The sequence below is a fragment of the Pseudomonas sp. BGA-UO-ETr-WB11 genome, from assembly GCF_059567785.1.
Map to the genome: position 1 here is coordinate 1 of NZ_JCAQOS010000004.1, position 21,519 is coordinate 21,519.

Below are 21,519 nucleotides of genomic sequence, written 5' to 3' on the forward strand. Positions count from 1 at the left end.
AGTGAAACGATTCATCGCCGATGGTAGTGTGGGGTTTCCCCATGTGAGAGTAGGTCATCGTCAAGCTTCTACACCAAACCCCTGATCATCGTAAGATGGTCGGGGGTTTGTCTTTGCGCGAAGAAAAGTTATTGACCGATTGCTGGTTGGGATATTGCCTGACTTTGGGTGGGGAGAGCGCTACGCCTTTGACAGTCACTCATCAGCGGCTATTTTGATCTTGCACGGTTTAAGGAAGTACCGCGCTTAATAAGACAAAATGGAGAGTTAATAATGCTGAAAATACAGGTTTCATCTCTGTTCTTTGCGCTGCTGGCTAGCGTCTCGCTGGCTACATCTGCGGCGGATGTAGCTCCTGCCAAGCCCAGCAAGCCTGAAGTGGTTCAGGCGGCCGATGCTGTTGATGCAAAAAGCGCCAAGGTAAACCTCAATACCGCAGATGCAGAAACCTTGGAGCGGGAGCTGCTAGGCGTTGGCAAGGTCAAGGCTGTTTCGATTGTGGACCATCGAACAACGAACGGACCCTTTTCATCTGTAGATGATCTGTTGGAAGTTAAAGGTATTGGCGCAGCAATTCTGGAAAAGAATCGTGACAGGCTGACCATTAACTAAGTTGCAACCTGGACTCACAAAAAGACCGCTCGTTGAGCGGTCTTTTTATTGTCGGCATATAAAACTCAGGCAATAAAAAGCCCAGTCGATTGACTGGGCTCTTAGTGTTTGGCTCCGCGACCTGGACTCGAACCAGGGACCCAATGATTAACAGTCATTTGCTCTACCGACTGAGCTATCGCGGAACAACGGTGCGTATGTTACTGATTCAAAAGGGTAAGTCAATACGGCTCTAAGCAAAACGCCGCTGCGGAGGGCGGCTCCGCAGCGGCGTTTTGCTCGAGCTTAAGGGCTTAGATCACTTGAGCTATGGCGCGCGTAACAGCATCGAGGTTGTTGCGGTTCAGCGCTGCGACGCAGATGCGACCGGTACCAACGGCGTAGATAGCAAACTCGTTCTTCAGGCGTTCAACCTGCTCGGCTGTAAGGCCTGAATAAGAGAACATGCCTCGTTGCCGAGCAACAAAGCTGAAGTCGCGTGTGGCGCCCTGAGCGGCCAGTTGCTCGACCATGGCCATACGCATGTCGCGGATGCGCTCGCGCATTTCCCCCAGTTCTTGCTCCCACATGGCACGCAGTTCAACGCTGTTGAGCACGCTAGCGACGACGGTTGCACCGTGGGTCGGTGGGTTGGAATAGTTGGTGCGGATTACGCGCTTGGCTTGTGACAGAACGCGGCCAGCCTCTTCCTTCGAGTTGGTGACGATCGACAGGGCGCCCACGCGTTCGCCATACAGAGAGAAGGACTTCGAGAACGAACTGGACACCAGGAAGTTCAGCCCAGAATCAGCAAACAGGCGCACGGCGGCGGCGTCTTGCTCGATGCCATCGCCAAAGCCTTGGTAGGCGATGTCGAGGAAGGGCACATGCTCACGTTCGCGTACGACGTCCAGTACGGCTTGCCAGTCGTCCAGGCTCAGGTCGACGCCAGTCGGGTTATGGCAGCAGGCGTGCAGCACCACGATCGAGCGCGGTGGCAGGCTCTTAAGGTCGGCGAGCATGCCTGCACGATTCACGCCGTGGTTGGCGGCGTCGTAGTAGCTGTAGTTCTGCACTGGAAAGCCTGCAGCTTCAAACAGAGCGCGGTGGTTTTCCCAGCTTGGATCACTGATTGCCACTACGGCGTTCGGCAGCAGGCGTTTGAGAAAGTCAGCACCGGTTTTCAGTGCGCCGGTACCGCCGACTGATTGAGTGGTGACTACGCGACCGGCAGCCAGCAGTTCGGAGTCGCTGCCAAACAGCAGCTTTTGCACGGCCTGGTCGTAGGCGGCAATGCCTTCGATGGGCAGGTAACCGCGTGGCGCGTGGGCTTCAATGCGTGCTTGTTCGGCCGCTGCGACGGCGCGCAGCAACGGAATACGACCCTCTTCGTTGAAGTAAACGCCAACACCCAGGTTCACCTTGTGGGTACGAGGATCGGCATTGAAGGCTTCATTGAGACCCAGGATAGGGTCGCGCGGCGCCATTTCGACGGCAGAGAACAGGCTCATTATGCGGCAGCTCTAAAGAAAGACTGAGGGCATGCAACACCTCGCTACGACTAGCGTTAGGGGTTGCGCAGACGGGTCGCTATTATAGCGACCAAGGACGTGCGCGGCGACAGCGCCAGCACGCTTTTCACCGGGGTTTGACGCCCATTGTGCAAATGCGTCACAGGCGTTTGTCGAGGTATGCATGTCGCAGTTTGAATTGGTCACGCGTTTTCAGCCGGCTGGCGATCAACCTGAGGCCATCCGCTTGATGGTTGAAGGCTTGGAAGCCGGTCTTTCGCATCAAACCCTGCTGGGGGTGACCGGCTCCGGCAAGACATTCAGCATTGCCAACGTGATTGCTCAGGCGCAGCGCCCGACCCTGGTACTGGCGCCGAACAAGACCCTGGCAGCGCAGTTGTACGGCGAGTTCAAGAGCTTCTTCCCGAACAATGCGGTTGAGTATTTCGTCTCCTACTACGACTACTACCAGCCGGAAGCCTATGTGCCGTCGTCGGACACCTTTATCGAAAAGGATGCCTCGATCAACGACCACATCGAGCAGATGCGTCTGTCGGCGACCAAGGCGCTGCTCGAACGTCGCGACGCGATCATCGTCACCACGGTGTCCTGTATTTACGGTCTGGGTGATCCTGAGTCGTACCTGAAGATGGTCCTGCATGTTGATCGCGGCGACAAAATGGACCAGCGGGCCTTGCTGCGCCGCTTGGCCGACCTGCAATACACCCGTAACGACATGGAGTTTGCCCGCGCCACCTTTCGCGTGCGCGGCGACGTGATCGATATCTTTCCGGCGGAGTCGGACCTGGAGGCCATTCGCATCGAGTTGTTCGATGACGAGGTGGAGACGATCAGTGCGTTTGACCCGCTGACCGGCGAAGTGATTCGCAAACTGCCGCGCTACACCCTCTACCCCAAGAGTCACTACGTGACGCCGCGGGAGAAGCTGCTTGAGGCTGTGGAGCTGATCAAGGTCGAGCTCAAAGAACGCCTGGAGTATCTGCGCGCCAACAACAAGCTGGTTGAAGCCCAGCGGCTGGAGCAGCGTACCCGGTTCGACCTGGAGATGATCGTCGAGCTGGGCTACTGCAACGGCATCGAAAACTACTCGCGCTATCTGTCCGGGCGCGAGTCCGGGGCGCCGCCGCCGACCTTGTTTGATTACCTGCCTGACAACGCTTTGCTGGTGATCGATGAATCCCACGTCAGCGTTTCGCAGGTCGGTGCCATGTACAAGGGTGACCGCTCGCGTAAGGAAACTCTGGTGGAGTACGGCTTCCGTTTGCCGTCGGCGCTGGATAACCGGCCGATGCGTTTTGACGAGTGGGAGGCGATCAGCCCGCAGACCATTTTCGTCTCTGCGACCCCTGGCAATTACGAAGCCGAGCACGCTGGGCGGGTGATCGAGCAGGTGGTGCGGCCTACTGGCCTGGTCGACCCGATGATCGAAGTGCGACCGGCGCTAACCCAGGTTGATGATCTGCTGTCGGAGATCAGCAAGCGCGTAGCCCTGGAGGAACGAGTGCTGGTCACCACCCTGACCAAACGCATGGCTGAAGACCTGACCGATTACCTCGGTGATCACGGCGTGCGTGTGCGTTACCTGCACTCGGATATCGATACCGTGGAGCGGGTGGAAATTATCCGCGACTTGCGCATAGGCGCCTTCGACGTGCTGGTGGGGATCAACCTGTTGCGCGAAGGGTTGGACATGCCGGAGGTGTCGCTGGTGGCGATTCTGGATGCGGACAAAGAAGGCTTCCTGCGCTCCGAACGTTCGCTGATCCAGACCATCGGCCGCGCCGCGCGCAATCTTAATGGTCGGGCGATTCTCTACGCTGACCGCATGACCGGCTCCATGGAGCGCGCCATCGGCGAGACCGAACGGCGTCGTGACAAGCAGATCGCCTTTAACCTGGCCAACGGCATTACCCCCAAGGGCGTGTTCCGCGACGTTAAGGACATCCTCGAAGGTGCCACCGTGCCGGGCTCGCGCAGTAACAAGCGCCGCGGCATGGCCAAGGCTGCTGAGGAAGCGGCTCGTTACGAGAACGAACTGCGCTCGCCAAGCGAGATCAACAAGCGCATTCGGCAGATGGAAGAGAAGATGTACCAACTGGCCCGCGATCTGGAGTTCGAGGCCGCTGCGCAGTTGCGCGACGAGATACACAAGCTGCGCGAGCGCCTGCTGCAGGTGTAGTCGCGCTGCTTGGGTGTTCTCTTGCGTTACCGGCGGCCGAAGATAATCAGGCTCACGCCCAGCAGGATGGCCAGGCATGCGCCCAGGGCGGTGAGGCTCAGCTGTTCGTTGAGCAGCAGGTAACCCAGCAGCAGGGCCACCACTGGATTGACGAAGGCAAAGGTCGACACCAAGCTGGCCGGCACTTCGCGCAGCAGCCAGAAATAAGCCGGGTACACGCCGAGGCTGACCGGCAGCACCAGGTACAACAGCCATAGCCAGGCCTCGCGGCTCAGGTTAGCCGTGGGCAGGTGTTGCCAGTCGCCATGCCAAAGACCGAACAGTGCCAGTAGGGTGGCGCCGATCAGCATCTGCAGGCTCAAGCCCCGCCAGCTGGAGCTGAACGGCGGGCGTTGGCGCAGCAGCCAGGCGCCGCAGGCCCAGAGCAAGGTGGCGAGCACCACCAGGCTGCCGGCAAACCATTGTGCCGTGCTCGCTTCGTCGCCGAGGCTGTTGCTCATCAGCAGAACGATGCCACCGCTGGCGATCAGCAAACCGATCAGCACCCAGGTCGGCGGACGTTCGCCCAGCAGCCATTCTAGGGCCACGCTCCACAGCGGCAGGGTGGTGTAGAGCATCGCCAGAATGCCGGTGGGCAGGTATTGGTTGGCATAAATCAGGGCGCCCTGGCCTACCGCAATCAGCAGAATGCCGCCGGCCAGCGCGCTGCCCCAGTCGCTGCGTTGTATCGGCGCGCGCGGCTGGCTCAAGGTCCAGGCCAGTGCCAGGCCGCCGGCGAGAAAGAAGCGCAAGGCGCCGAGCACGAAAGGCGGCAACTCGCGCAGTAGGAAGTGGTTGGCCAGGTAGGTGGTGCCCCAGCCGATGTAGACCACGGCAAAGGCGATGACAATCAGTAGGCTGCGGGAACGGGCAGGGGGGGACATGCTTACCTAGTACTCGCCCACAAGTGGCGGGCGATGATGATCAGTGGGCGGCGCTGCTGGCGTTGGTGGCCGTGGCCGTGGCCGGCAGTTGGCGGCTGAAAAATACCGCGAGCATGCTGATGCCCAGGGCAATGCCGATAAAATGGAAGGCGTCATTGTAGGCCATGATGCTGGCCTGCTGGTGGGTCATCTCGCTGAGTTTGCCGAGGGCCGCTTGCTGGCTGCCGAGGGTTTCGCTCCAGAGCTGCAGGCGTTCGGCGACCTGTGGGTTGCTCGGCACCAGGGCTTCACGCAGGTAGTCGAAATAGGTTTTTGCCCGTGAGTCGATCAGCGTCGCGATCAGGGCGATGCCGATTGCGCCACCGAGGTTGCGCAGGACGTTGAACAGGCTGGAGGCGGAGCCGGCGTCCTCGACGCGCAGGTAGGCGGTGGCGATCAGCGACAGGGTCACCATCACGAAAGGCAGGCCAAGGGCGCGCAGCAGTTGGATCTGGTTCAACTGATCGCCGGCAAAGTCTGGGTTGAGCACCCCGGAGGCAAAGTTGGCGATGCCGAACATGGCAAAGCCGAAGGCGCACAGCCATTTCGGCGAGATGTATTTCATGATCTTCGGCACCAGCGGGATGATCAGCAACTGCGGCGCGCCCATCCACATGATCACTTCGCCGATCTGCATGGCGTTGTAGCCCTGAATTTGTGCCAGGTACAACGGCAGCGCGTAAACCGAGCCGTACAGGCCGATGCCCAGGCCAACGCTGGAAATGCTGCACAGGCCGAAGTTGCGGTTACCGAGGATGCGCAGGTTGAGCAGTGGGTTGTCGCGGGAAAATTGCAGAATCACAAAGAGGATCAGGCTGATGGCCGCTGTCGCGCCGAGCACGACGATCAGATTGGATTCCAGCCAGTTGTTGCGGTGGCCCTCTTCGAGGAAGACCTGCAGGCAGCCCAAACCCATGGCCATGGTCAGGATGCCAGCGTAGTCGGCGGTATTGAGCATGTGCCACTGGGTGGCTTTTTTTTCCAGGCCATAGAGCAGCCCGGCGATCATCAGCAGGCCGGGCGGCACGTTGATATAGAAGATGTATTCCCAGCCGAAATTCTCTGTCAGCCAGCCGCCCAAGGTCGGGCCGATGGCAGGGGCGAAGGTGGCCGTGACGGCAAACATGGCCATGCCTTTGGCGCGGTGATGCTCGGGCAGTTTGATCAGGATCAGGGTGAAGGCCAGGGGGATCAGTGCGCCGCCGGTCAGACCCTGGAAGGCGCGAAACACGATCATGCTCTCCAGGCTCCAGGCCATGGAACAGAGCAGTGAGGCCACCAGGAAAAACGACGAAACCCACACCGCCAGGCGGCGAGCCGAAAACACCTGCACCAGCCAGGTGGTCAGCGGGATCATGATGATCTCCGCCACCAGGTAGGAGGTGGAAATCCACGAGCCTTCTTCCAAGGTGGCCGACAGTGCGCCCTGGATGTCCTTCAACGACGCGTTGGTGATCTGGATGTCGAGCACCGCCATAAAGGCGCCGAGCAGGGCGCTCATTACTGCGATCCAGTCCCGTCGGCTGGGTTCGCCGACGGGGCGAATCAGTTGGTCAGCGGCCACCGCTGGCGGCCTTGATCGAGACCTTGACCAGTACCGACATGCCCGGACGGATTTTGCCCTTGAGCGGGTTGTCGGCGGCAAAGGTCAGCTTCACCGGGATGCGCTGCACCACCTTGGTGAAGTTGCCGGTGGCGTTGTCCGGTGGCAGCAGGCTGAACTGTGCGCCAGAGGCGGCAAACAGGCTGTCGACGCGGGCGCTGATCGGGGTGTCGGGGTAAGCATCGAAGATCAGTTCGGCGCTTTGGCCGACGGCCATGGGGCCAATCTGGGTTTCCTTGAAGTTGGCCTGGATCCAGATGTCTTCGTCTGGCACCAGAGACATCAGGTAGGTGCCGGTTTGTACGTACTGGCCATTACGGGCGGCGCGCTGGCCGATCAAGCCACTGATGGGGGCGCGGATCTGTGTGCGGCCTAGGTTAAGTTCGGCTTGGGCCACTTCGGCACGGGCGTTGGCGATTTGCGCGTCGAGGCGCTTGATCTCGGCATCCAGCGCATCGACTTGTTGGCGCTGGGCCTGCAAGTCGGCCTGGGCCTTGCTCACTTGGGAGCGAGCGATGCGGCTGTCGGCAGCCAGGGTGGTGACCCGTTCTTCCGAGACATAGCCGGGTTTGCGCAGGGTGCGGGCGCGGGATAGGTCAATCTGGGTGCGGCCGAGGGTTGCTTCACTGGCGCCCACATCGGCCTGGCTGGCGGCAATCAGGCTGGCTTGCTGGGTCAGTTTGCTGCGCGCTTGCAGTTGCTCGGCCTCGCGGGTGGCGAGGGCGGCGCGGGCGCGGTCGAGAGCCAGGCGGAAATCGTCGGCTTCCAGCTCCAGCAACAAGTCGCCTTTTTGCACGTGCTGGTTGTCGCCTACCAACACCTTGGCAACTCGGGCACTCAGTTGGCTGGAAACACGGGTGATTTCACCCTGCACGTAGGCGTTGTCGGTGCTTTCGATAAAGCGCCCGATCAGCAGCCAGTGGGCAAACAGGCTGCCCACCACCAGTGTCAGCAGAACGGCAAAAATCAGCAGGCGACGTTGCAATTGGGCAGGCATGGCGTGACTCGGCGGGTGGCAGGTGAAAAGCTGGCCAATCTAACAGTGTTCCCTGAGTGTAAGTAGTCGGTACTATTCGGAAACTTTGTTGCTTGTGAGAAACAATCATGGGGTTGGATGACGCGCTGATTTTTACTCGAGTGGTCGAGTGTCACAGCTTTACCCAGGCGGCGCTGGGGTTGGGGATGCAGAAATCGACAGTCAGCCGGCGGATTGCCTTGCTGGAGGAGCGCCTCGGTGTGCGCCTGCTCAATCGCACCACCCGCAAGCTGCGCCTGACCGAGGTGGGGCAGGCCTATTACGAGCGCTGCCGGCAGATCATGCTGGATTTTGCCGAGGCCGAGCAGGCGGTCATGCAGCTGCAATTGCAGCCGTCTGGCCTGCTGCGCATCACTGCCCCCATCGAATTTGGCCAGTTGCTGCTGGGTCGGGTGCTGGGCGAGTTTATGCGCGAGTACCCGCAGATTACCGCCGAGGTGGAGCTCACTTCGCGCAAGGTCGATCCGTTGGAGGAGGCGGTGGATATCGCTATTCAGGTCGGTCAGCCGCAGGATTCCACCTTGATTGCCCGGTGTCTGCTGTCCTCCGGTCGCAGCCTGTGTGCCAGTCCGGATTATCTGGCCCAGCACGGCACGCCGCAGACAGTGGCCGAGCTGGCGGGCCATAGGGCCATCCTGCTGCCGCAGGATCCGCCGCGTTACTGGCCGGTGCAGGGCGAAAGCATTGCCTGCCAGCGGGTGCTGGCCTGCAACAACATCACCTTTGCTCGGGAGGCGGCTTTGGCCGGTGCCGGGATCGTCGGCCTGCCCCACATGATCTGTCGTGAGGCGCTGCAGGATGGGCGTCTGCTCGAGTTGTTACCGCAGGCCTGCTTACCCACCAGCGAGATCTATGCGCTGTACCCTTCGCGGCGCTTCCAGGCCATGAAGGTCAAAGCCTTTCTGGACTTTCTGATCAGTCGTCTGCCGGCCGAGGTGGGGCCTTTGCTGGAGCCTTAAGTATCCGGCCTGTTAAGATTGGCCGATTGTTTGATCTGCCGCATTGAGAGTTGCCATGACCACTGTTCGTACCCGTATTGCGCCATCCCCGACTGGCGACCCGCACGTTGGCACCGCGTACATCGCTTTGTTCAACCTGTGCTTCGCGCGCCAGCATGGCGGTCAGTTCATCCTGCGTATCGAAGACACCGACCAGGTGCGTTCGAGCCGCGAGTCCGAACAGCAGATTTTCGATTCCCTGCGCTGGCTGGGTATTGAGTGGGACGAGGGCCCGGATATAGGCGGTCCCCATGGCCCGTACCGGCAGAGCGAGCGCGGCGAAATCTACAAGAAGTACTCCGATGAGCTGGTCGCCAAGGGGCATGCCTTCCCGTGCTTCTGCAGCGCCGAGCGCCTGGATCAGGTGCGTGCTGAGCAGATGGCCAATAAGGAAACGCCGCGTTACGACGGTCACTGCCAGCATCTGGCTCCGGCTGAAGCGCAGCGCCGCATCGCCGCCGGCGAGTCCCATGTGGTGCGCATGCAGGTGCCGACCGAAGGCGTGTGCCAGGTGCCGGATATGCTGCGTGGCACGGTAGAAATTCCGTGGGACCGCATGGACATGCAGGTGCTGATGAAGGCCGATGGCCTGCCGACTTACTTCCTGGCCAACGTGGTCGATGACCACCTGATGGGCATCACCCATGTGCTGCGCGGCGAAGAGTGGCTGCCGTCGGCGCCCAAGCTGATCAAGCTGTACGAGTATTTTGGCTGGGAGCAGCCGGCGCTGTGCTACATGCCGCTGCTGCGCAACCCCGACAAGAGCAAGCTGTCCAAGCGCAAGAACCCGACCTCGGTGACCTTCTACGAGCGCATGGGCTTTCTTCCGCAGGCGATGCTCAACTACCTCGGGCGCATGGGCTGGTCGATGCCGGATGAGCGCGAGAAGTTCAGCCTGGACGAGATGATCGAGCACTTCGACATTCAGCGCGTGTCTCTCGGTGGGCCGATCTTCGACATGGAGAAGCTCTCCTGGCTCAACGGTCAGTGGCTGCGCGAGCTGAGCGTCGAGCGCTTTGCCGCCGAAGTGCAGAAGTGGGCGTTTAATCCCGAGTACCTGATGCAGATTGCGCCCCATGTGCAGGGCCGAGTCGAGACGTTCAGCCAGATCGCGCCGTTGGCGGGCTTCTTCTTCGCGGGTGGCGTGCCGCTGGATGCCAAGTTGTTTGAGCACAAGAAGTTGTCGCCCGAGCAGGTTCGCCAGGTGATGCAGTTGATCTTGTGGAAGCTTGAAGCACTGCGCCAGTGGGAAAAAGAACGCATCACCGGCTGCATTCAGGCGGTGGTCGAGGCCCTTGAGTTGAAACTGCGCGATGCCATGCCGCTGATGTTCGCTGCGATTAGCGGGCAGGCCAGTTCAGTATCGGTGCTCGATGCCATGGAGATTATCGGCCCGGACCTGACCCGTTTCCGTTTGCGTCAGGCCTTGGAAATGCTCGGTGGCGTCTCCAAGAAAGAGACCAGAGAGTGGGAAAAACAACTGGCGACGATTGCCGGTTGAGCACTCGCGGACCGGCGGTAGATGCCGCTGGTCCCGGTTAAGTGGTTGTTCTGCTTGCAGAATAAACATAAGTTTTTGAAAAAAGTGTTGACGAGGGTAGGGGCTGCGCTTAACATGCGCCCCGTCCTTGAATGGGGGTATAGCTCAGCTGGGAGAGCGCTTGCATGGCATGCAAGAGGTCAACGGTTCGATCCCGTTTATCTCCACCAATTCTTGACTTGAAGCTGGCCACCTCGGCTTCAAGTAGTAGCAAAGAGAAGGTTTTGTCCCCTTCGTCTAGTGGCCTAGGACACCGCCCTTTCACGGCGGTAACAGGGGTTCGAGTCCCCTAGGGGACGCCAGTTGCAAACCGCAGTATCTAGGTATTGCGGGTCGAGAGACGTTAAATCTGGGGGTATAGCTCAGCTGGGAGAGCGCTTGCATGGCATGCAAGAGGTCAACGGTTCGATCCCGTTTATCTCCACCAATCACTAAGCAATGCGGATAACGCAGCATTGTTTCTCGAAGGATATGTCCCCTTCGTCTAGTGGCCTAGGACACCGCCCTTTCACGGCGGTAACAGGGGTTCGAGTCCCCTAGGGGACGCCATTTTTATACTTTCCCGGTCTTCGGGTTGAAGGGCCATCCAATAGGATGGCCCTTTTGTTTTTCTGCCGGATAAAAATCCCCCTCTCGTTATTTCTGCCGGTCTGCCCGTCTTCAGCTTGGGTGCAGCCCGCGCATAAGCGCATCATGTAGCCTGAAACCTTCCAGCAGACGGAATGCAAGTGGCAGTCAAATATCCCAGTGTGTTGCTTGCTCATGCTCAGCGTGGCGACTGTGTGCGGCAGTTGGCACGTGATCTGTCGGTGCAAATAGCGACCATTTTGTCGGTGCAGGCGCGTGCCTCGCTGTTGCTGCCCGGCGGCAGTAGCCCGCAGCAACTGCTGCCGTTGCTGGCGGCTGAGCCGTTGGAGTGGGCGCGGGTCGACGTGAGTCCTACGGATGAACGTTGGGTCGCAGCGGATGCCGAACAGAGCAATTGGCGTTTGCTGCAGCAGGGCTTACCTGCTGCCATTTGCCTCGACCCGCGTCAGGCAGACAGTGCTCAAGCGTCTGCGAGTCTCTGGGCTGACCAGTTGCAAGCCCGCATGCCCTTTGCTGCGGTGTTGCTGGGTATGGGCGAGGATGGTCACATTGCCTCGTTGTTTCCCGGTATGCCGGGATTGGCGCCAGCGCTTGATCTGCAGGCTGCGCCTGGCGCCTTGTGCGCGCAGGCGCCCAGTGAGCCGCGGCAACGCCTGTCGTTGAATTTGCCAATGTTGCTGCAGACCCAGTGGTTGGGATTGCTGGCGTTTGGGCAAAGCAAAAAACAGTTGATTGATGCGGTGCTGGCGGATACGCCGCAGAGTCGTGCGCTGCCATTGCATGCCTTGCTGATGGCTGGTCGTTTGCCGCTGCGCATTTATTGGGCGCCGTAGCCGTTACACTGGCTGTCCCACAGGTCTGAACGGGGAGTTGTCATGCTGCATGTCGTTGTCGAGCAGGTTACCGCTGCGTTGGAGCAGCGCTCTGCGGTCAATCGGGGGCGCTATCTGGCGCGCGTGCAGCATGCCGCCGAAAGCGAGCCGCGCCTGCGCTTGGGCTGCTCCAATCTGGCCCATGCCCTGGCGGCCCAACCGGATGCCGCGCGCTTGATTATCAAGCAGGGCGGCTCGCCCCATATCGCTATCATCTCCAGCTACAACGACCTGCTCTCGGCCCATGCGCCCTACAAGGATTATCCCGATCAACTGAAAGTGGCGTTGGCCAAGGCTGGCGCCACCGCGCAGTTCGCCGCCGGGGTGCCGGCCATGTGCGATGGCATTACCCAGGGCGAGGCGGGGATGCAGTTGTCGCTGTTCTCCCGCGATCTGATTGCCCAGGCCACGGCCATTGGCCTGACTCACGGGATTTTCGATGGCGGCCTGTACCTGGGCATCTGCGACAAAATCGTGCCGGGTTTGTTGATTGGCGCTCTGCATTTTGGTCATTTACCGGCGGTATTTGTGCCGGCCGGGCCTATGGCCTCTGGTCTGGCCAACAAAGACAAGGCAGCGGTGCGCGAGCGTTACGCCCGTGGCGCGGCCAGCCGTGATGAGCTGATGGCGACTGAGCTGGCGTCTTATCATCAGGAGGGCACCTGCACCTTCTACGGTACCGCCAACACCAATCAGTTGTTGATGGAAGCCATGGGGCTGCACGTGCCGGGCAGTGCCTTTGTCCATCCCCATACGCCCTTGCGCACGGCTCTGACCGCCGAAGCAGCACGGCTGGTGGCGCGCAACAGTCGCCAGGGCGAGCGTTATCTGCCCTTGGGTGTACAGATTGATGCACGGGCGCTGGTGAATGCGGTGGTGGCCCTGCTGGCCTCAGGTGGCTCGACCAATCACAGCTTGCACCTGCCAGCGATGGCGCGGGCGGCCGGCTATGAGCTGACCTGGGAAGATTTTGCCGCGTTGTCAGCGGTCGTGCCCTTGTTGGCGCGGGTGTATCCCAATGGTTCGGCGGATGTGAATCAGTTTCAGGCCGCTGGCGGGCCGGGTTGGCTAATCCGCGAGTTGCTAGGCGCGGGTTTGCTGCATGGGGATGTGCCAACTGTCGCCGGTGAAGGCTTGGCGGCCTATTGCCGTGAACCCTGGCTGGAAGGGGGGCGCCTGGCCTGGCGCGACTTGCCAGAGCAAAGCCCCGCGGAGGATATCGTCCGCCCAGCAGCGGCGCCTTTTGCGGTACACAGCGGCTTGCAACTGCTGAGCGGTAACCTGGGGCGGGCGATGGTGAAGACGTCGGCAGTCGATCCCGCCTATTGGCAGGTGCGTGCTCCGGCGCGAATTTTCGACTCCGAGGCTGCTGTGCATCAGGCTTACAACGCCGGCCAGTTGCAAGGTGACCTGGTGCTCGTGGTGCGCTTCCAAGGACCACGTGCCAATGGCATGCCGGAACTGCACAAGCTGATGCCGCTGCTGGTCAATTTGCAACGCAACGGCCAGAAAGTGGCGTTGCTCACCGATGGGCGCTTGTCTGGCGCCTCCGGGAAAGTCCTGGCGGCCTTGCACCTGACTCCGGAGGCCGCTGCCGGTGGTGTGCTGGCGCGGGTGCGGGAGGGCGACTGGATCAGCCTGGATGCGCTGAGTGGGCGTATGGAGCTGGAAGTCAGCGAGGCTGAGTTGGCCACGCGGCAGCCGGCGACGTCGACAGAAGAGCTGGCGGCCGGTTTTGGCCTGAGTCTGTTCAGTGCGCAGCGGCGCCTGGTGGGCCCGGCGGATCAGGGTGCAACGACTTTGGAATGGGAGTGAGTAGGATGAAGCTGACAATGGAGCAGGTGTTGAAGCGCGCTCGCCCGGTGCTGCCGGTACTGGTGATCGAGGATGTCAGCCTGGCGTTGGACCTGGCCGGTGCGCTGTACGCCGGCGGCGTCGAGGTGCTCGAAGTGACCTTGCGCACGCCACGGGCCCTGGACGCCCTGGCGGCGATCCGCAAGGAGTTGCCGCAGTTGCTGGTGGGCGCCGGCACCCTGATTCACACCGAGCAGTTTCTCGAAGCACGCGATGCCGGCGCGCAGTTTGCTGTCAGCCCCGGCTGCACCGAGCGTCTGGCGGCGGCGGCAGAAGATTCCGGCTTGCCCTATCTGCCGGGGGTGATGACACCTTCGGAAGTGCTGCTGGCGCTGGAATACGGCTATCGCTCGCTCAAGCTGTTTCCGGCCAACGGCAGCACCAGTGTGAAAATGCTCAAGAGCTTCAAGGGGCCGTTCACCGGCATCCGTTTCTGCCCCACGGGCGGCGTAACCCCGGACAATCTGCTGAGCTTCCTGCGCTTGCCCAATGTGGCCTGCGTCGGCGGCACCTGGATTGCGCCGAGCAACCTGGTCCGTGCTCGTGCCTGGGATCAGATCACCCAGTTGGCGGCCGAGGCGCGCAACATCGCCAGCGCGCTGGAGCAGCCATGAGTTGGGATCGGCCGGAGCCCTTTGTGATCGACCTGCAGGTGCAGACCGACGACATTGACGGCCTCGGCCATGCCAACAACGCGGTGTATGTCAGTTGGCTGGAGCGCTGTGCCTGGCGCCACTCCCAACACCTGGGGCTGGATCTGTGCGAGTACCGGCGGCTGGACCGGGCCATGGCGGTGTTGCGCCATGAGGTCGATTACCTGGCCAGCGCCTACGAGGGCCAGCAGTTGCAGATGGCCACCTGGATCGTCGAATCCGATCAGCGCCTGAAGATGACCCGCCACTTCCAGCTCTGGCGGCCGGACGATGCGGTAACCCTGTTGCGTGCGCGCACCACGTTCGTCTGCATCGAAATATCCACGGGCAAGCCCAAGCGTATGCCGGTGGAATTTGTCCAAGGCTATGGCCGGGCGCTGAGCGCAATGCGGCTCACTTAATCCAAGTGAGCGGCATTTTTGTAGCCTGGATGAAATCCGGGGCGCTGGTTGTTCTGTGCCTTAGCCCCCGGATTTCATCCGGGCTACGCCTGTGCAAGCTTAAGTGAGCCGCATTGCGGCGCTGATCGAACTGGCCGTCGCACACTGATGCCTTAGTGCCGCTGTTCGCACAGCGCGTGCGCGGGCAGCCTTGCTCCTGCAGTACAATCGCGCCCCCTTGTCTGCTTCTCAGGTTGTTCCCGTGCAAATTGCCTTGGCGCCCATGGAAGGCCTGGTCGATGAAATCCTCCGTGACGTGCTGACCCAGGTTGGCGGCATTGACTGGTGCGTGACTGAATTTATTCGTGTCAGCGAGCGCCTGTTGCCCCTCGCCACGTTTCAGAAACTTGCCCCCGAGCTGGCCAATGGTGCGCGCACAGCAGCCGGTACGCCGCTGCGCGTACAGCTCTTGGGGTCCGACCCGGTGTGTCTGGCCGATAACGCCGCGTTCGCCTGCACCCTTGGCGCACCGGTGATTGACCTCAACTTTGGCTGCCCGGCCAAAACCGTCAACCGCTCCCGCGGTGGCGCAGTGCTGCTCAAGGAGCCGGAGCTGCTGTATGCCATCGTCCGCGAAGTGCGTCAGAGCATGCCGGCAGACATCCCCCTGACCGCCAAGATGCGCCTGGGTTACGACAGCCCGCACAGCGCCATTGAATGTGCCCAGGCCCTGGAGGCTGGCGGTGCCGCGCAGCTGGTCGTGCATGCGCGGACCAAGGTCGATGGCTACAAGCCGCCGGCCCACTGGGAGTGGGTGGCGCGGGTGCAGGATGTGGTCAAGGTGCCGGTGTTTGCCAATGGCGAGGTCTGGTGCCTGGACGACTGGCGGCGCTGCCGCGAGATCAGTGGGGTCGAGGACATCATGCTCGGCCGTGGCCTGGTCTCATGCCCCGATCTGGCGGTGCAGGTCGCCGCGGCGCGGGCCGGGCAAGAGGTGCAGCCCATGACATGGGCTGAGCTGCAGCCACTGCTGCAGGAGTTCTGGCGCCAAGCTCGCGCGACGCTGACCGTGCGCAGCGCGCCGGGGCGGCTGAAGCAATGGCTAGGCATGCTCACGCGCACTTACCCCGAGGCCATGGCGCTGTTTGTCGCCCTGCGCCGCGAGCTGGATCTGGAGCGTATTGATCTGCTGCTGAATATGCCGGCCTGTCAGCCTGCCTGAGTTCTACGTCAGCGGGCGCTGGCGTGCGTGTTCAAGCAGGGCGCGGAAGTCTGGTAGGGGCAGGGGCTTGCTGTACAGGTAGCCTTGGTACAGATGACAGCCCTGCTGCACGATCAGCGCTAGCTGGTCTTCGTGCTCCACCCCTTCGGCAATCACTTCCAGGCCCAGGCTGACCGCCATGGCCACAATGGCGCGGATGATCTCGGCGTCGTTGGGGTCATCGGTGGCATCGCGGACGAACGACTGGTCGATTTTCAGCACATCCACCGGCAGGCGCTTGAGGTAGGTGAGCGACGAGTAGCCCGTACCGAAGTCGTCCATGGCAAAACTGAGGCCGAGTTTTTTCAGTTGCTGCATCTTGCTGACGGTGTCGTCGACATTGTGAATGACGATGCCTTCGGTGATCTCCAGGGTCAGCATTGAGTTGCCCAGCTGGCTCGTGCGCAAACTGCTTTCAACCCGCTCGACAAAGCCCGGCTGGCGGAACTGGCGCGGGCTGATGTTGACGCACAAACTGAAGTTGTCAGCATCAATCAGCTTGGCCTGCAGCAGTTCGGCGCACACGTGGCAGGCCTCGGTCAGCACCCAGTCACCGACCTCGACAATCAGGCCGCTTTCTTCCAATACATCGATGAACAATGCCGGCGACTGTGCGCCCTGTTGCGGGTGCATCCAGCGCAGCAAGGTTTCGGCTCCGATGATCTGGCCGTTGCGGGCATCCACCTGCGGTTGGAAGTACAGCTCGAATTCCCCGCGGGCCAGCGCCAGACGCAGGTCGTTCTCCAGGCGCAGGCGGGCACTGGCGGCTTCTTGCATGTTGCGGCGGAACATCTGCACGGTGTTGCGCCCGGAGGCTTTGGCGCGGTACAGGGCAATGTCGGCGCGCTTGAGTATGTCGGCCGGGGTGTCACCGTGATCGGGGATCAGGGCCATGCCGATGCTGGGCGTGACTTGCAGGCGGTGGCCTTCCAGGGTCATGGGGGCGGCCAGCAGTTGGCGCAGCTTGTTGGCAATGTCGCGGGTCTGGCGGACAACTTCAGTGCGACTGCCAGACAGGCCGGAGAGCAGTACGACAAATTCATCGCCGCCCAGGCGCGCCACCGTGTCTTCCTGGCGAATACTGCTTTCCAGGCGGGCGGTGACCATCTTCAACACGGCATCGCCGAGGGGGTGGCCGAGTGAGTCGTTAATGTGCTTGAAGTGATCGAGGTCGAGAAATAGCAGTGCGCCGCGCAGGTTGTGACGCTTGAGCAGGGAAATCTGCTGGCTCAGGCGGTCCATCAGCAGGGCGCGATTGGGTAAGTTGGTCAGGGAGTCGTGGTAGGCCAGGTGTTGGATCTGTGCCTGGGCCTGCTTGAGGTCGCTGATGTCGCGGGCGATAAGCAGCAGGCAGTCCTGCTGGTCGATGCTGATCGGTTGCACCGAGACCTGCACCGTGAGCAGGTCGCCACTGTGGTTGCGCACCAGCATTTCCTGGTTACGCACGAAGCCATCGCGGGTGATGGTTTCCAGCAGGGTTTGCCGTTGGCTGGGATCGGCCCAGATATTGATTTCCAGGGCAGTGTGGCCCAGAACCTCGTCGGTGCTGTAGCCGGTCAGGCGGGTGAAGCCCTCGTTGACCTCCAGGTAGCGCGCGCTGTTGCGCTCGGTGATGGTGATGGCGTCGGGGGAGGCGTGGAAAGCCTTGGTGAATTTCTCTTCGCTGAGCTGGCGCGCGCGTTCGGTGAGTTCCCGTGCGGTCTCGTCGCGGAAGGTGGTGGCCAGGCAGTCTTCGTCGCCCATTTTAATCAGGCGGGCGGACACCCTGCAGGTCAGGATCTGGCCATCCTTGCGCCGAAACTGGGCGCGGGCGTTATCCAGGCGCTGCTCATGGGTTGTGGTGGCAAGCAGTTGATTGCGCACGCTGCGATCGAGCCAGAGGTTGAGTTGCTCAGACGTTTTGCCCACCACTTCGTCTGCTTGCCAGCCGAACACCTGGGTAAAACTGGGGCTGACTTCCAGGAAGGCCCCGTCGCGCAGGCGGGTCAGGCACACCGGCTCGGTGCTGGCCTGAAACAGGGTGACAAATTTCTCTTCGGAGGTGGCCAGGGCCTGTTCGCGCAGGGTGCGGGTGGTGATGTCGTGCAGCACGCCGGTCATGCGTAAGGGCTGACCGTGGCTGTCGCGATAGAGCTTGGCGGTGCTCTCCAGGTAACGGGTGCTGCCATCGGCATGGCAGGCGTGGTAGGTGACGCGGAAGTCATCACGCTGGCCGTCGCGCAGTTGGCGGAAGATGACCAGCGCCTTGCGCTGTTCATCCTCCGGAATGAACTGGAAGAAACCGCCAATCGGCCCGTCATAGGGCTGTTCGGCGAGCCCGTGGAGTTTGCTGGCGCGGGCCGAGGCGTAGATCTGATCGCTGCGCAGCTGCCAGTCCCAGAGTCCCAGCTCGGCGCTTTCAAGGGCCAGGCTGAGGCGCTCCTGACTGTCCTGCAGGGCTTGTTCCTGACGCCGTTGGCGGGTGACGTCACGCACAGTCAGAATCAGGCAGGTATTGCCGTCGATCTGGCACTCGGCGCCATACAGCAGGTTGATGCTGGTGCGACCGTCGCGGTGGTGCAGCTCGACTTCCAGGCTGTCCAGGCGGCCGTCGATCGCCAGTGCATCAAGCATGCGCTGGCGATCGGCGAGGCTGTTCCAGATGTTCAGGTCGCTGGAGGTGCGTCCGGCGGCTTCGCTCTGGCTCCAGCCAAATTGACGCTCGAAGGCGGGGTTGACCTCGATAAACACGCCGCTGGCACGGTCGGTGATGACCATGGTGTCGGGCGTGGTGCGAAACGCTTTGGCAAACTTGTCCTCACTCGCGCGCAGGGCTTCATCGTGGCTGGCGGGTTCGCGGGGCAGGTCAAGTGTGCTCATGCAGGTGTTGTCCATTGGTTAGGGTCGGCGGGTGTGCTTGCCGGCGGTTAACCGTGTTGTTCTTCTTATGGCAATGAAGGTAGCCGGTTGCCCTCTGTCGGTGCAAGGTCGGCCTGCGCGTCCAGCAGGGCCATAAAGGCTTTGGCTGCATTTGATAGGGTGCGTTCGCTGTGCAGGATGTAGCCCAGACGGCGGTGCAGCTGGATGCCGGCCAGGGGCAGGCGGGCCACCTGCTCATCGAGCATGGTGCGCGGCAGTACGCTCCAGGCCAGGCCGATGGAAACCATCATCTTGATGGTCTCCAGGTAGTTGGTGCTCATGCCGATATTCGGCGTCAGGCCCTCGGCTTCGAACAGCCGGCGGACGATATGGTGGGTGAAGGTATTGCCGCCGGGAAATACTGCCGGGTGGCGGGCAACGTCGGCCAGGCTGACCGGGCCGATACACGCCAGAGGGTGTTCGGGGGCGGCGACAAAGTCCAGCGGGTCGTCCCACACGCCCACGGCGCGCACCGGCTCGCGGGTTTCTGGGGCCAGGGTAATCACGGCCAGTTCCGCGCGGCCGTGCAACACCTCTTCATAGGCCACCTCGGAATCCAGAAACTGAATATCCAGGGCCACCTGGGGGTGGGCGCGGGTAAAGGCGCGCAGCAAGGGCGGCAGGCGGTGCAGGCCGATGTGGTGGCTGGTGGCCAGGGTCAGTCGGCCGGTCACTTCGCCACTGAGGTTGCTCAGGGCGCGGCGGGTGTCGTCCAGCACGCCGAGAATCTGATAAGCGCGGGGCAGCAGCGCACGGCCGGCCTCGGTGAGGTTGATCTCGCGGCCGAGGCGATCGAACAGGCGCACCTTCAATTGTTGTTCCAGCCCGGCGATGCGTTTGCTGATGGCCGGTTGGGTCAGGTGCAGGCGCTCACCGGCCAGGGAGAAACTGCCGGTTTCGGCAATGGCGATAAAGGCATTCAGGCTGGCCAGGTCCATGGGCGCTCCGGTTAAGAGGGGTGTTTCGCTAGGGGGGGTTATAACCTCAGCTTAAAGCTATTCCTGCTGGTTATCCAAAGTATAAAAAGAATGAATTTGAGTTATTTTGCTTGAGGTCATAGCATTTGCGGCATAGCCAGGGGTGAGTGTGTGAGCCGCCCCTGAACAGACCACGCCTGATGATGAGGACTGACCCATGGCCGGCAAAACGCTGTACGACAAGCTCTGGGATGCGCACGAGGTAAAGCGTCGCGATGATGGTTCGTCGCTGATCTATATCGACCGGCACATCCTCCACGAAGTGACCTCGCCGCAGGCCTTTGAGGGGCTGCGTCTGGCCAGCCGCCAGCCATGGCGCATCGACGCCAACATCGCCACCCCGGACCACAACGTGCCGACCACCAAGGCCGAGCGCCAGGGCGGCCTGGAAGCCATCGCCGACGAAGTGTCGCGCCTGCAGGTGCAGACCCTCGACGAGAACTGCGATGACTTCGGCATCCTCGAATTCAAGATGAACGACAGCCGCCAGGGCATCGTTCACGTGGTCGGCCCGGAGCAGGGCGCCACCTTGCCGGGGATGACCGTGGTCTGCGGTGACTCGCACACCTCGACCCACGGCGCGTTCGGCGCGCTGGCCCATGGCATCGGCACCTCGGAGGTTGAGCACGTGCTCGCCACCCAGTGCCTGGTGGCCAAAAAGATGAAGAACATGCAGGTGCGCGTCGAAGGCCAGTTGCCGTTCGGCGTGACCGCCAAAGACGTGGTTCTGGCCATCATCGGCAAGATCGGTACCGCCGGTGGCAACGGTCATGCCCTTGAGTTTGCCGGCAGCGCGATTCGCGACTTGTCGATGGAAGGCCGCATGACCCTGTGCAACATGGCCATCGAAGCCGGTGCCCGTGTGGGTGTGGTCGCCGCGGACGAAAAAACCGTCGCCTACGTCAAAGGTCGCACCTTTGCACCCAAGGGCGAAGATTGGGACAAGGCCGTGGCGGCCTGGGCTGACCTGGTGTCCGATGCCGATGCGCATTTCGACACTGTGGTTGAGCTGGATGCTGCGCAGATCAAGCCGCAGGTCACCTGGGGCACGTCGCCTGAGATGGTTTTGCCGGTGGATGCGCAGGTGCCGGACCCGGCGGCCGAAGTCGACCCGGTCAAGCGTGGTTCGATTGAGCGCGCGCTGAAATACATGGGCTTGACGGCCAATCAGGCGATCACCTCGATCCAGCTGGACCGGGTGTTTATCGGCTCCTGTACCAACTCGCGGATCGAAGATTTGCGCGCCGCCGCCGACGTGGCCAAGGGCCGCAAGGTTGCCAGCACCATCAAGCAGGCGCTGGTGGTGCCAGGCTCCGGTCTGGTCAAAGCGCAAGCTGAAGCCGAAGGTCTGGATCAAATTTTTATCGAGGCCGGTTTTGAATGGCGTGAGCCGGGCTGCTCCATGTGCCTGGCGATGAACCCGGACAAACTGGGCAGTGGCGAGCATTGCGCGTCCACCTCCAACCGCAACTTCGAAGGCCGTCAGGGCGCCGGCGGGCGGACCCATCTGGTCAGCCCCGCGATGGCGGCGGCCGCCGCGGTAACCGGGCGCTTTATTGATGTGCGCGAATTGACCCAGGCCTGAGGACGAGTAG

General features: G+C 61.6%; 16 protein-coding genes and 5 tRNA genes. 14 read left to right on the top strand and 7 right to left on the bottom strand.

Annotated elements, in window-relative coordinates; translation table 11 throughout:
- The first annotated feature begins 273 nt into the window (after nt 1-273).
- Entirely contained in the window at nt 274-612 is a 339-nt protein-coding gene (locus AC56DI_RS03125; protein WP_496344906.1) for a ComEA family DNA-binding protein, read from the top strand.
- Nucleotides 613-721: 109 nt separating this feature from the next.
- Here the strand turns inward: AC56DI_RS03125 and AC56DI_RS03130 are convergent.
- Nucleotides 722-797 (bottom strand) — tRNA-Asn (locus tag AC56DI_RS03130).
- A 108-nt stretch (nt 798-905) separates the two neighbouring features.
- Nucleotides 906-2,102, bottom strand: coding sequence for an amino acid aminotransferase (locus AC56DI_RS03135; RefSeq protein ID WP_496344907.1), 1,197 nt, complete (start codon nt 2,100-2,102; stop codon nt 906-908).
- Nucleotides 2,103-2,286: 184 nt separating this feature from the next.
- Here AC56DI_RS03135 and uvrB point away from each other — a divergent pair, with 184 nt between their 5' ends.
- A complete protein-coding gene (gene uvrB / locus AC56DI_RS03140) occupies nt 2,287-4,302 on the top strand; it encodes an excinuclease ABC subunit UvrB (protein ID WP_496344908.1) in 2,016 nt (671 codons plus the stop codon).
- A 26-nt stretch (nt 4,303-4,328) separates the two neighbouring features.
- Here uvrB and AC56DI_RS03145 read toward each other — a convergent pair whose 3' ends face one another.
- Genes AC56DI_RS03145 through AC56DI_RS03155 form a run of 3 tightly spaced genes read right to left on the bottom strand, consistent with a single transcriptional unit; the run spans nt 4,329 to nt 7,864 of the window.
- The gene (locus AC56DI_RS03145; RefSeq protein WP_496344909.1) at nt 4,329-5,225 is read right to left on the bottom strand and encodes an EamA family transporter; all 897 of its coding nucleotides are present in this window, start codon (nt 5,223-5,225) and stop codon (nt 4,329-4,331) included.
- 40 nt (nt 5,226-5,265) lie between these two features.
- Entirely contained in the window at nt 5,266-6,828 is a 1,563-nt protein-coding gene (locus tag AC56DI_RS03150) for an MDR family MFS transporter (RefSeq protein ID WP_496344910.1), read from the bottom strand.
- The gene (locus AC56DI_RS03155; RefSeq protein ID WP_324521717.1) at nt 6,818-7,864 is read right to left on the bottom strand and encodes an HlyD family secretion protein; all 1,047 of its coding nucleotides are present in this window, start codon (nt 7,862-7,864) and stop codon (nt 6,818-6,820) included. Before AC56DI_RS03155 ends, AC56DI_RS03150 begins: the two co-directional genes overlap by 11 nt.
- A 107-nt stretch (nt 7,865-7,971) precedes the next feature.
- On the opposite strand from AC56DI_RS03155, the gene AC56DI_RS03160 reads away from it, so the two are divergent.
- The 11 genes from AC56DI_RS03160 to AC56DI_RS03210 all read left to right on the top strand — a co-directional run bounded on the left by AC56DI_RS03160 (nt 7,972) and on the right by AC56DI_RS03210 (nt 16,010).
- A complete protein-coding gene (locus AC56DI_RS03160; RefSeq protein ID WP_496344911.1) occupies nt 7,972-8,862 on the top strand; it encodes a LysR family transcriptional regulator in 891 nt (296 codons plus the stop codon).
- Between the two features lie 55 nt (nt 8,863-8,917).
- Nucleotides 8,918-10,402, top strand: coding sequence for a glutamate--tRNA ligase (gltX, locus tag AC56DI_RS03165; protein WP_496344912.1), 1,485 nt, complete (start codon nt 8,918-8,920; stop codon nt 10,400-10,402).
- A 133-nt stretch (nt 10,403-10,535) separates the two neighbouring features.
- A tRNA-Ala gene (locus AC56DI_RS03170) sits at nt 10,536-10,611 on the top strand.
- 56 nt (nt 10,612-10,667) lie between these two features.
- A tRNA-Glu gene (locus tag AC56DI_RS03175) sits at nt 10,668-10,743 on the top strand.
- A 49-nt stretch (nt 10,744-10,792) separates the two neighbouring features.
- A tRNA-Ala gene (locus tag AC56DI_RS03180) sits at nt 10,793-10,868 on the top strand.
- Nucleotides 10,869-10,914: 46 nt separating this feature from the next.
- Nucleotides 10,915-10,990 (top strand) — tRNA-Glu (locus tag AC56DI_RS03185).
- Between the two features lie 173 nt (nt 10,991-11,163).
- Entirely contained in the window at nt 11,164-11,862 is a 699-nt protein-coding gene (locus AC56DI_RS03190) for a 6-phosphogluconolactonase (RefSeq protein WP_496344913.1), read from the top strand.
- 45 nt (nt 11,863-11,907) lie between these two features.
- Nucleotides 11,908-13,716: a phosphogluconate dehydratase gene (gene edd, locus AC56DI_RS03195; RefSeq protein ID WP_496345250.1), complete on the top strand. Its 1,809-nt coding sequence runs from the start codon at nt 11,908-11,910 to the stop codon at nt 13,714-13,716.
- A 5-nt stretch (nt 13,717-13,721) separates the two neighbouring features.
- Complete coding sequence (locus tag AC56DI_RS03200; protein ID WP_324521710.1) at nt 13,722-14,369, top strand: bifunctional 4-hydroxy-2-oxoglutarate aldolase/2-dehydro-3-deoxy-phosphogluconate aldolase; 648 nt, start codon at nt 13,722-13,724, stop codon at nt 14,367-14,369.
- Nucleotides 14,366-14,809, top strand: coding sequence for an acyl-CoA thioesterase (locus AC56DI_RS03205; RefSeq protein ID WP_496344914.1), 444 nt, complete (start codon nt 14,366-14,368; stop codon nt 14,807-14,809). Before AC56DI_RS03200 ends, AC56DI_RS03205 begins: the two co-directional genes overlap by 4 nt.
- A 241-nt stretch (nt 14,810-15,050) precedes the next feature.
- On the top strand, nt 15,051-16,010 hold the full coding sequence (locus tag AC56DI_RS03210; protein ID WP_496344915.1) for a tRNA dihydrouridine synthase: 960 nt from the start codon (nt 15,051-15,053) through the stop codon (nt 16,008-16,010).
- 3 nt (nt 16,011-16,013) lie between these two features.
- Here AC56DI_RS03210 and AC56DI_RS03215 read toward each other — a convergent pair whose 3' ends face one another.
- Together AC56DI_RS03215 and AC56DI_RS03220 are read right to left on the bottom strand one after the other, a co-directional pair.
- On the bottom strand, nt 16,014-18,908 hold the full coding sequence (locus AC56DI_RS03215; RefSeq protein ID WP_496344916.1) for a sensor domain-containing protein: 2,895 nt from the start codon (nt 18,906-18,908) through the stop codon (nt 16,014-16,016).
- 65 nt (nt 18,909-18,973) lie between these two features.
- The gene (locus AC56DI_RS03220) at nt 18,974-19,885 is read right to left on the bottom strand and encodes a LysR family transcriptional regulator (protein ID WP_496344917.1); all 912 of its coding nucleotides are present in this window, start codon (nt 19,883-19,885) and stop codon (nt 18,974-18,976) included.
- A 196-nt stretch (nt 19,886-20,081) separates the two neighbouring features.
- On the opposite strand from AC56DI_RS03220, the gene leuC reads away from it, so the two are divergent.
- The gene (gene leuC, locus AC56DI_RS03225) at nt 20,082-21,509 is read left to right on the top strand and encodes a 3-isopropylmalate dehydratase large subunit (RefSeq protein WP_496344918.1); all 1,428 of its coding nucleotides are present in this window, start codon (nt 20,082-20,084) and stop codon (nt 21,507-21,509) included.
- Nucleotides 21,510-21,519: the final 10 nt, after the last annotated feature.

Excerpts from the sequence above, each read along its gene's own strand:
- AC56DI_RS03125 (WP_496344906.1), top strand. The coding sequence starts at position 274 with ATGCTGAAAATACAGGTTTCATCTCTGTTCTTTGCGCTGCTGGCTAGC.
- AC56DI_RS03135 (WP_496344907.1), bottom strand. The coding sequence starts at position 2,102 with ATGAGCCTGTTCTCTGCCGTCGAAATGGCGCCGCGCGACCCTATCCTG.
- uvrB (WP_496344908.1), top strand. The coding sequence starts at position 2,287 with ATGTCGCAGTTTGAATTGGTCACGCGTTTTCAGCCGGCTGGCGATCAA.
- AC56DI_RS03145 (WP_496344909.1), bottom strand. The coding sequence starts at position 5,225 with ATGTCCCCCCCTGCCCGTTCCCGCAGCCTACTGATTGTCATCGCCTTT.
- AC56DI_RS03155 (WP_324521717.1), bottom strand. The coding sequence starts at position 7,864 with ATGCCTGCCCAATTGCAACGTCGCCTGCTGATTTTTGCCGTTCTGCTG.
- AC56DI_RS03160 (WP_496344911.1), top strand. The coding sequence starts at position 7,972 with ATGGGGTTGGATGACGCGCTGATTTTTACTCGAGTGGTCGAGTGTCAC.
- gltX (WP_496344912.1), top strand. The coding sequence starts at position 8,918 with ATGACCACTGTTCGTACCCGTATTGCGCCATCCCCGACTGGCGACCCG.
- AC56DI_RS03190 (WP_496344913.1), top strand. The coding sequence starts at position 11,164 with ATGCAAGTGGCAGTCAAATATCCCAGTGTGTTGCTTGCTCATGCTCAG.
- AC56DI_RS03200 (WP_324521710.1), top strand. The coding sequence starts at position 13,722 with ATGAAGCTGACAATGGAGCAGGTGTTGAAGCGCGCTCGCCCGGTGCTG.
- AC56DI_RS03205 (WP_496344914.1), top strand. The coding sequence starts at position 14,366 with ATGAGTTGGGATCGGCCGGAGCCCTTTGTGATCGACCTGCAGGTGCAG.
- AC56DI_RS03215 (WP_496344916.1), bottom strand. The coding sequence starts at position 18,908 with ATGAGCACACTTGACCTGCCCCGCGAACCCGCCAGCCACGATGAAGCC.
- AC56DI_RS03220 (WP_496344917.1), bottom strand. The coding sequence starts at position 19,885 with ATGGACCTGGCCAGCCTGAATGCCTTTATCGCCATTGCCGAAACCGGC.
- leuC (WP_496344918.1), top strand. The coding sequence starts at position 20,082 with ATGGCCGGCAAAACGCTGTACGACAAGCTCTGGGATGCGCACGAGGTA.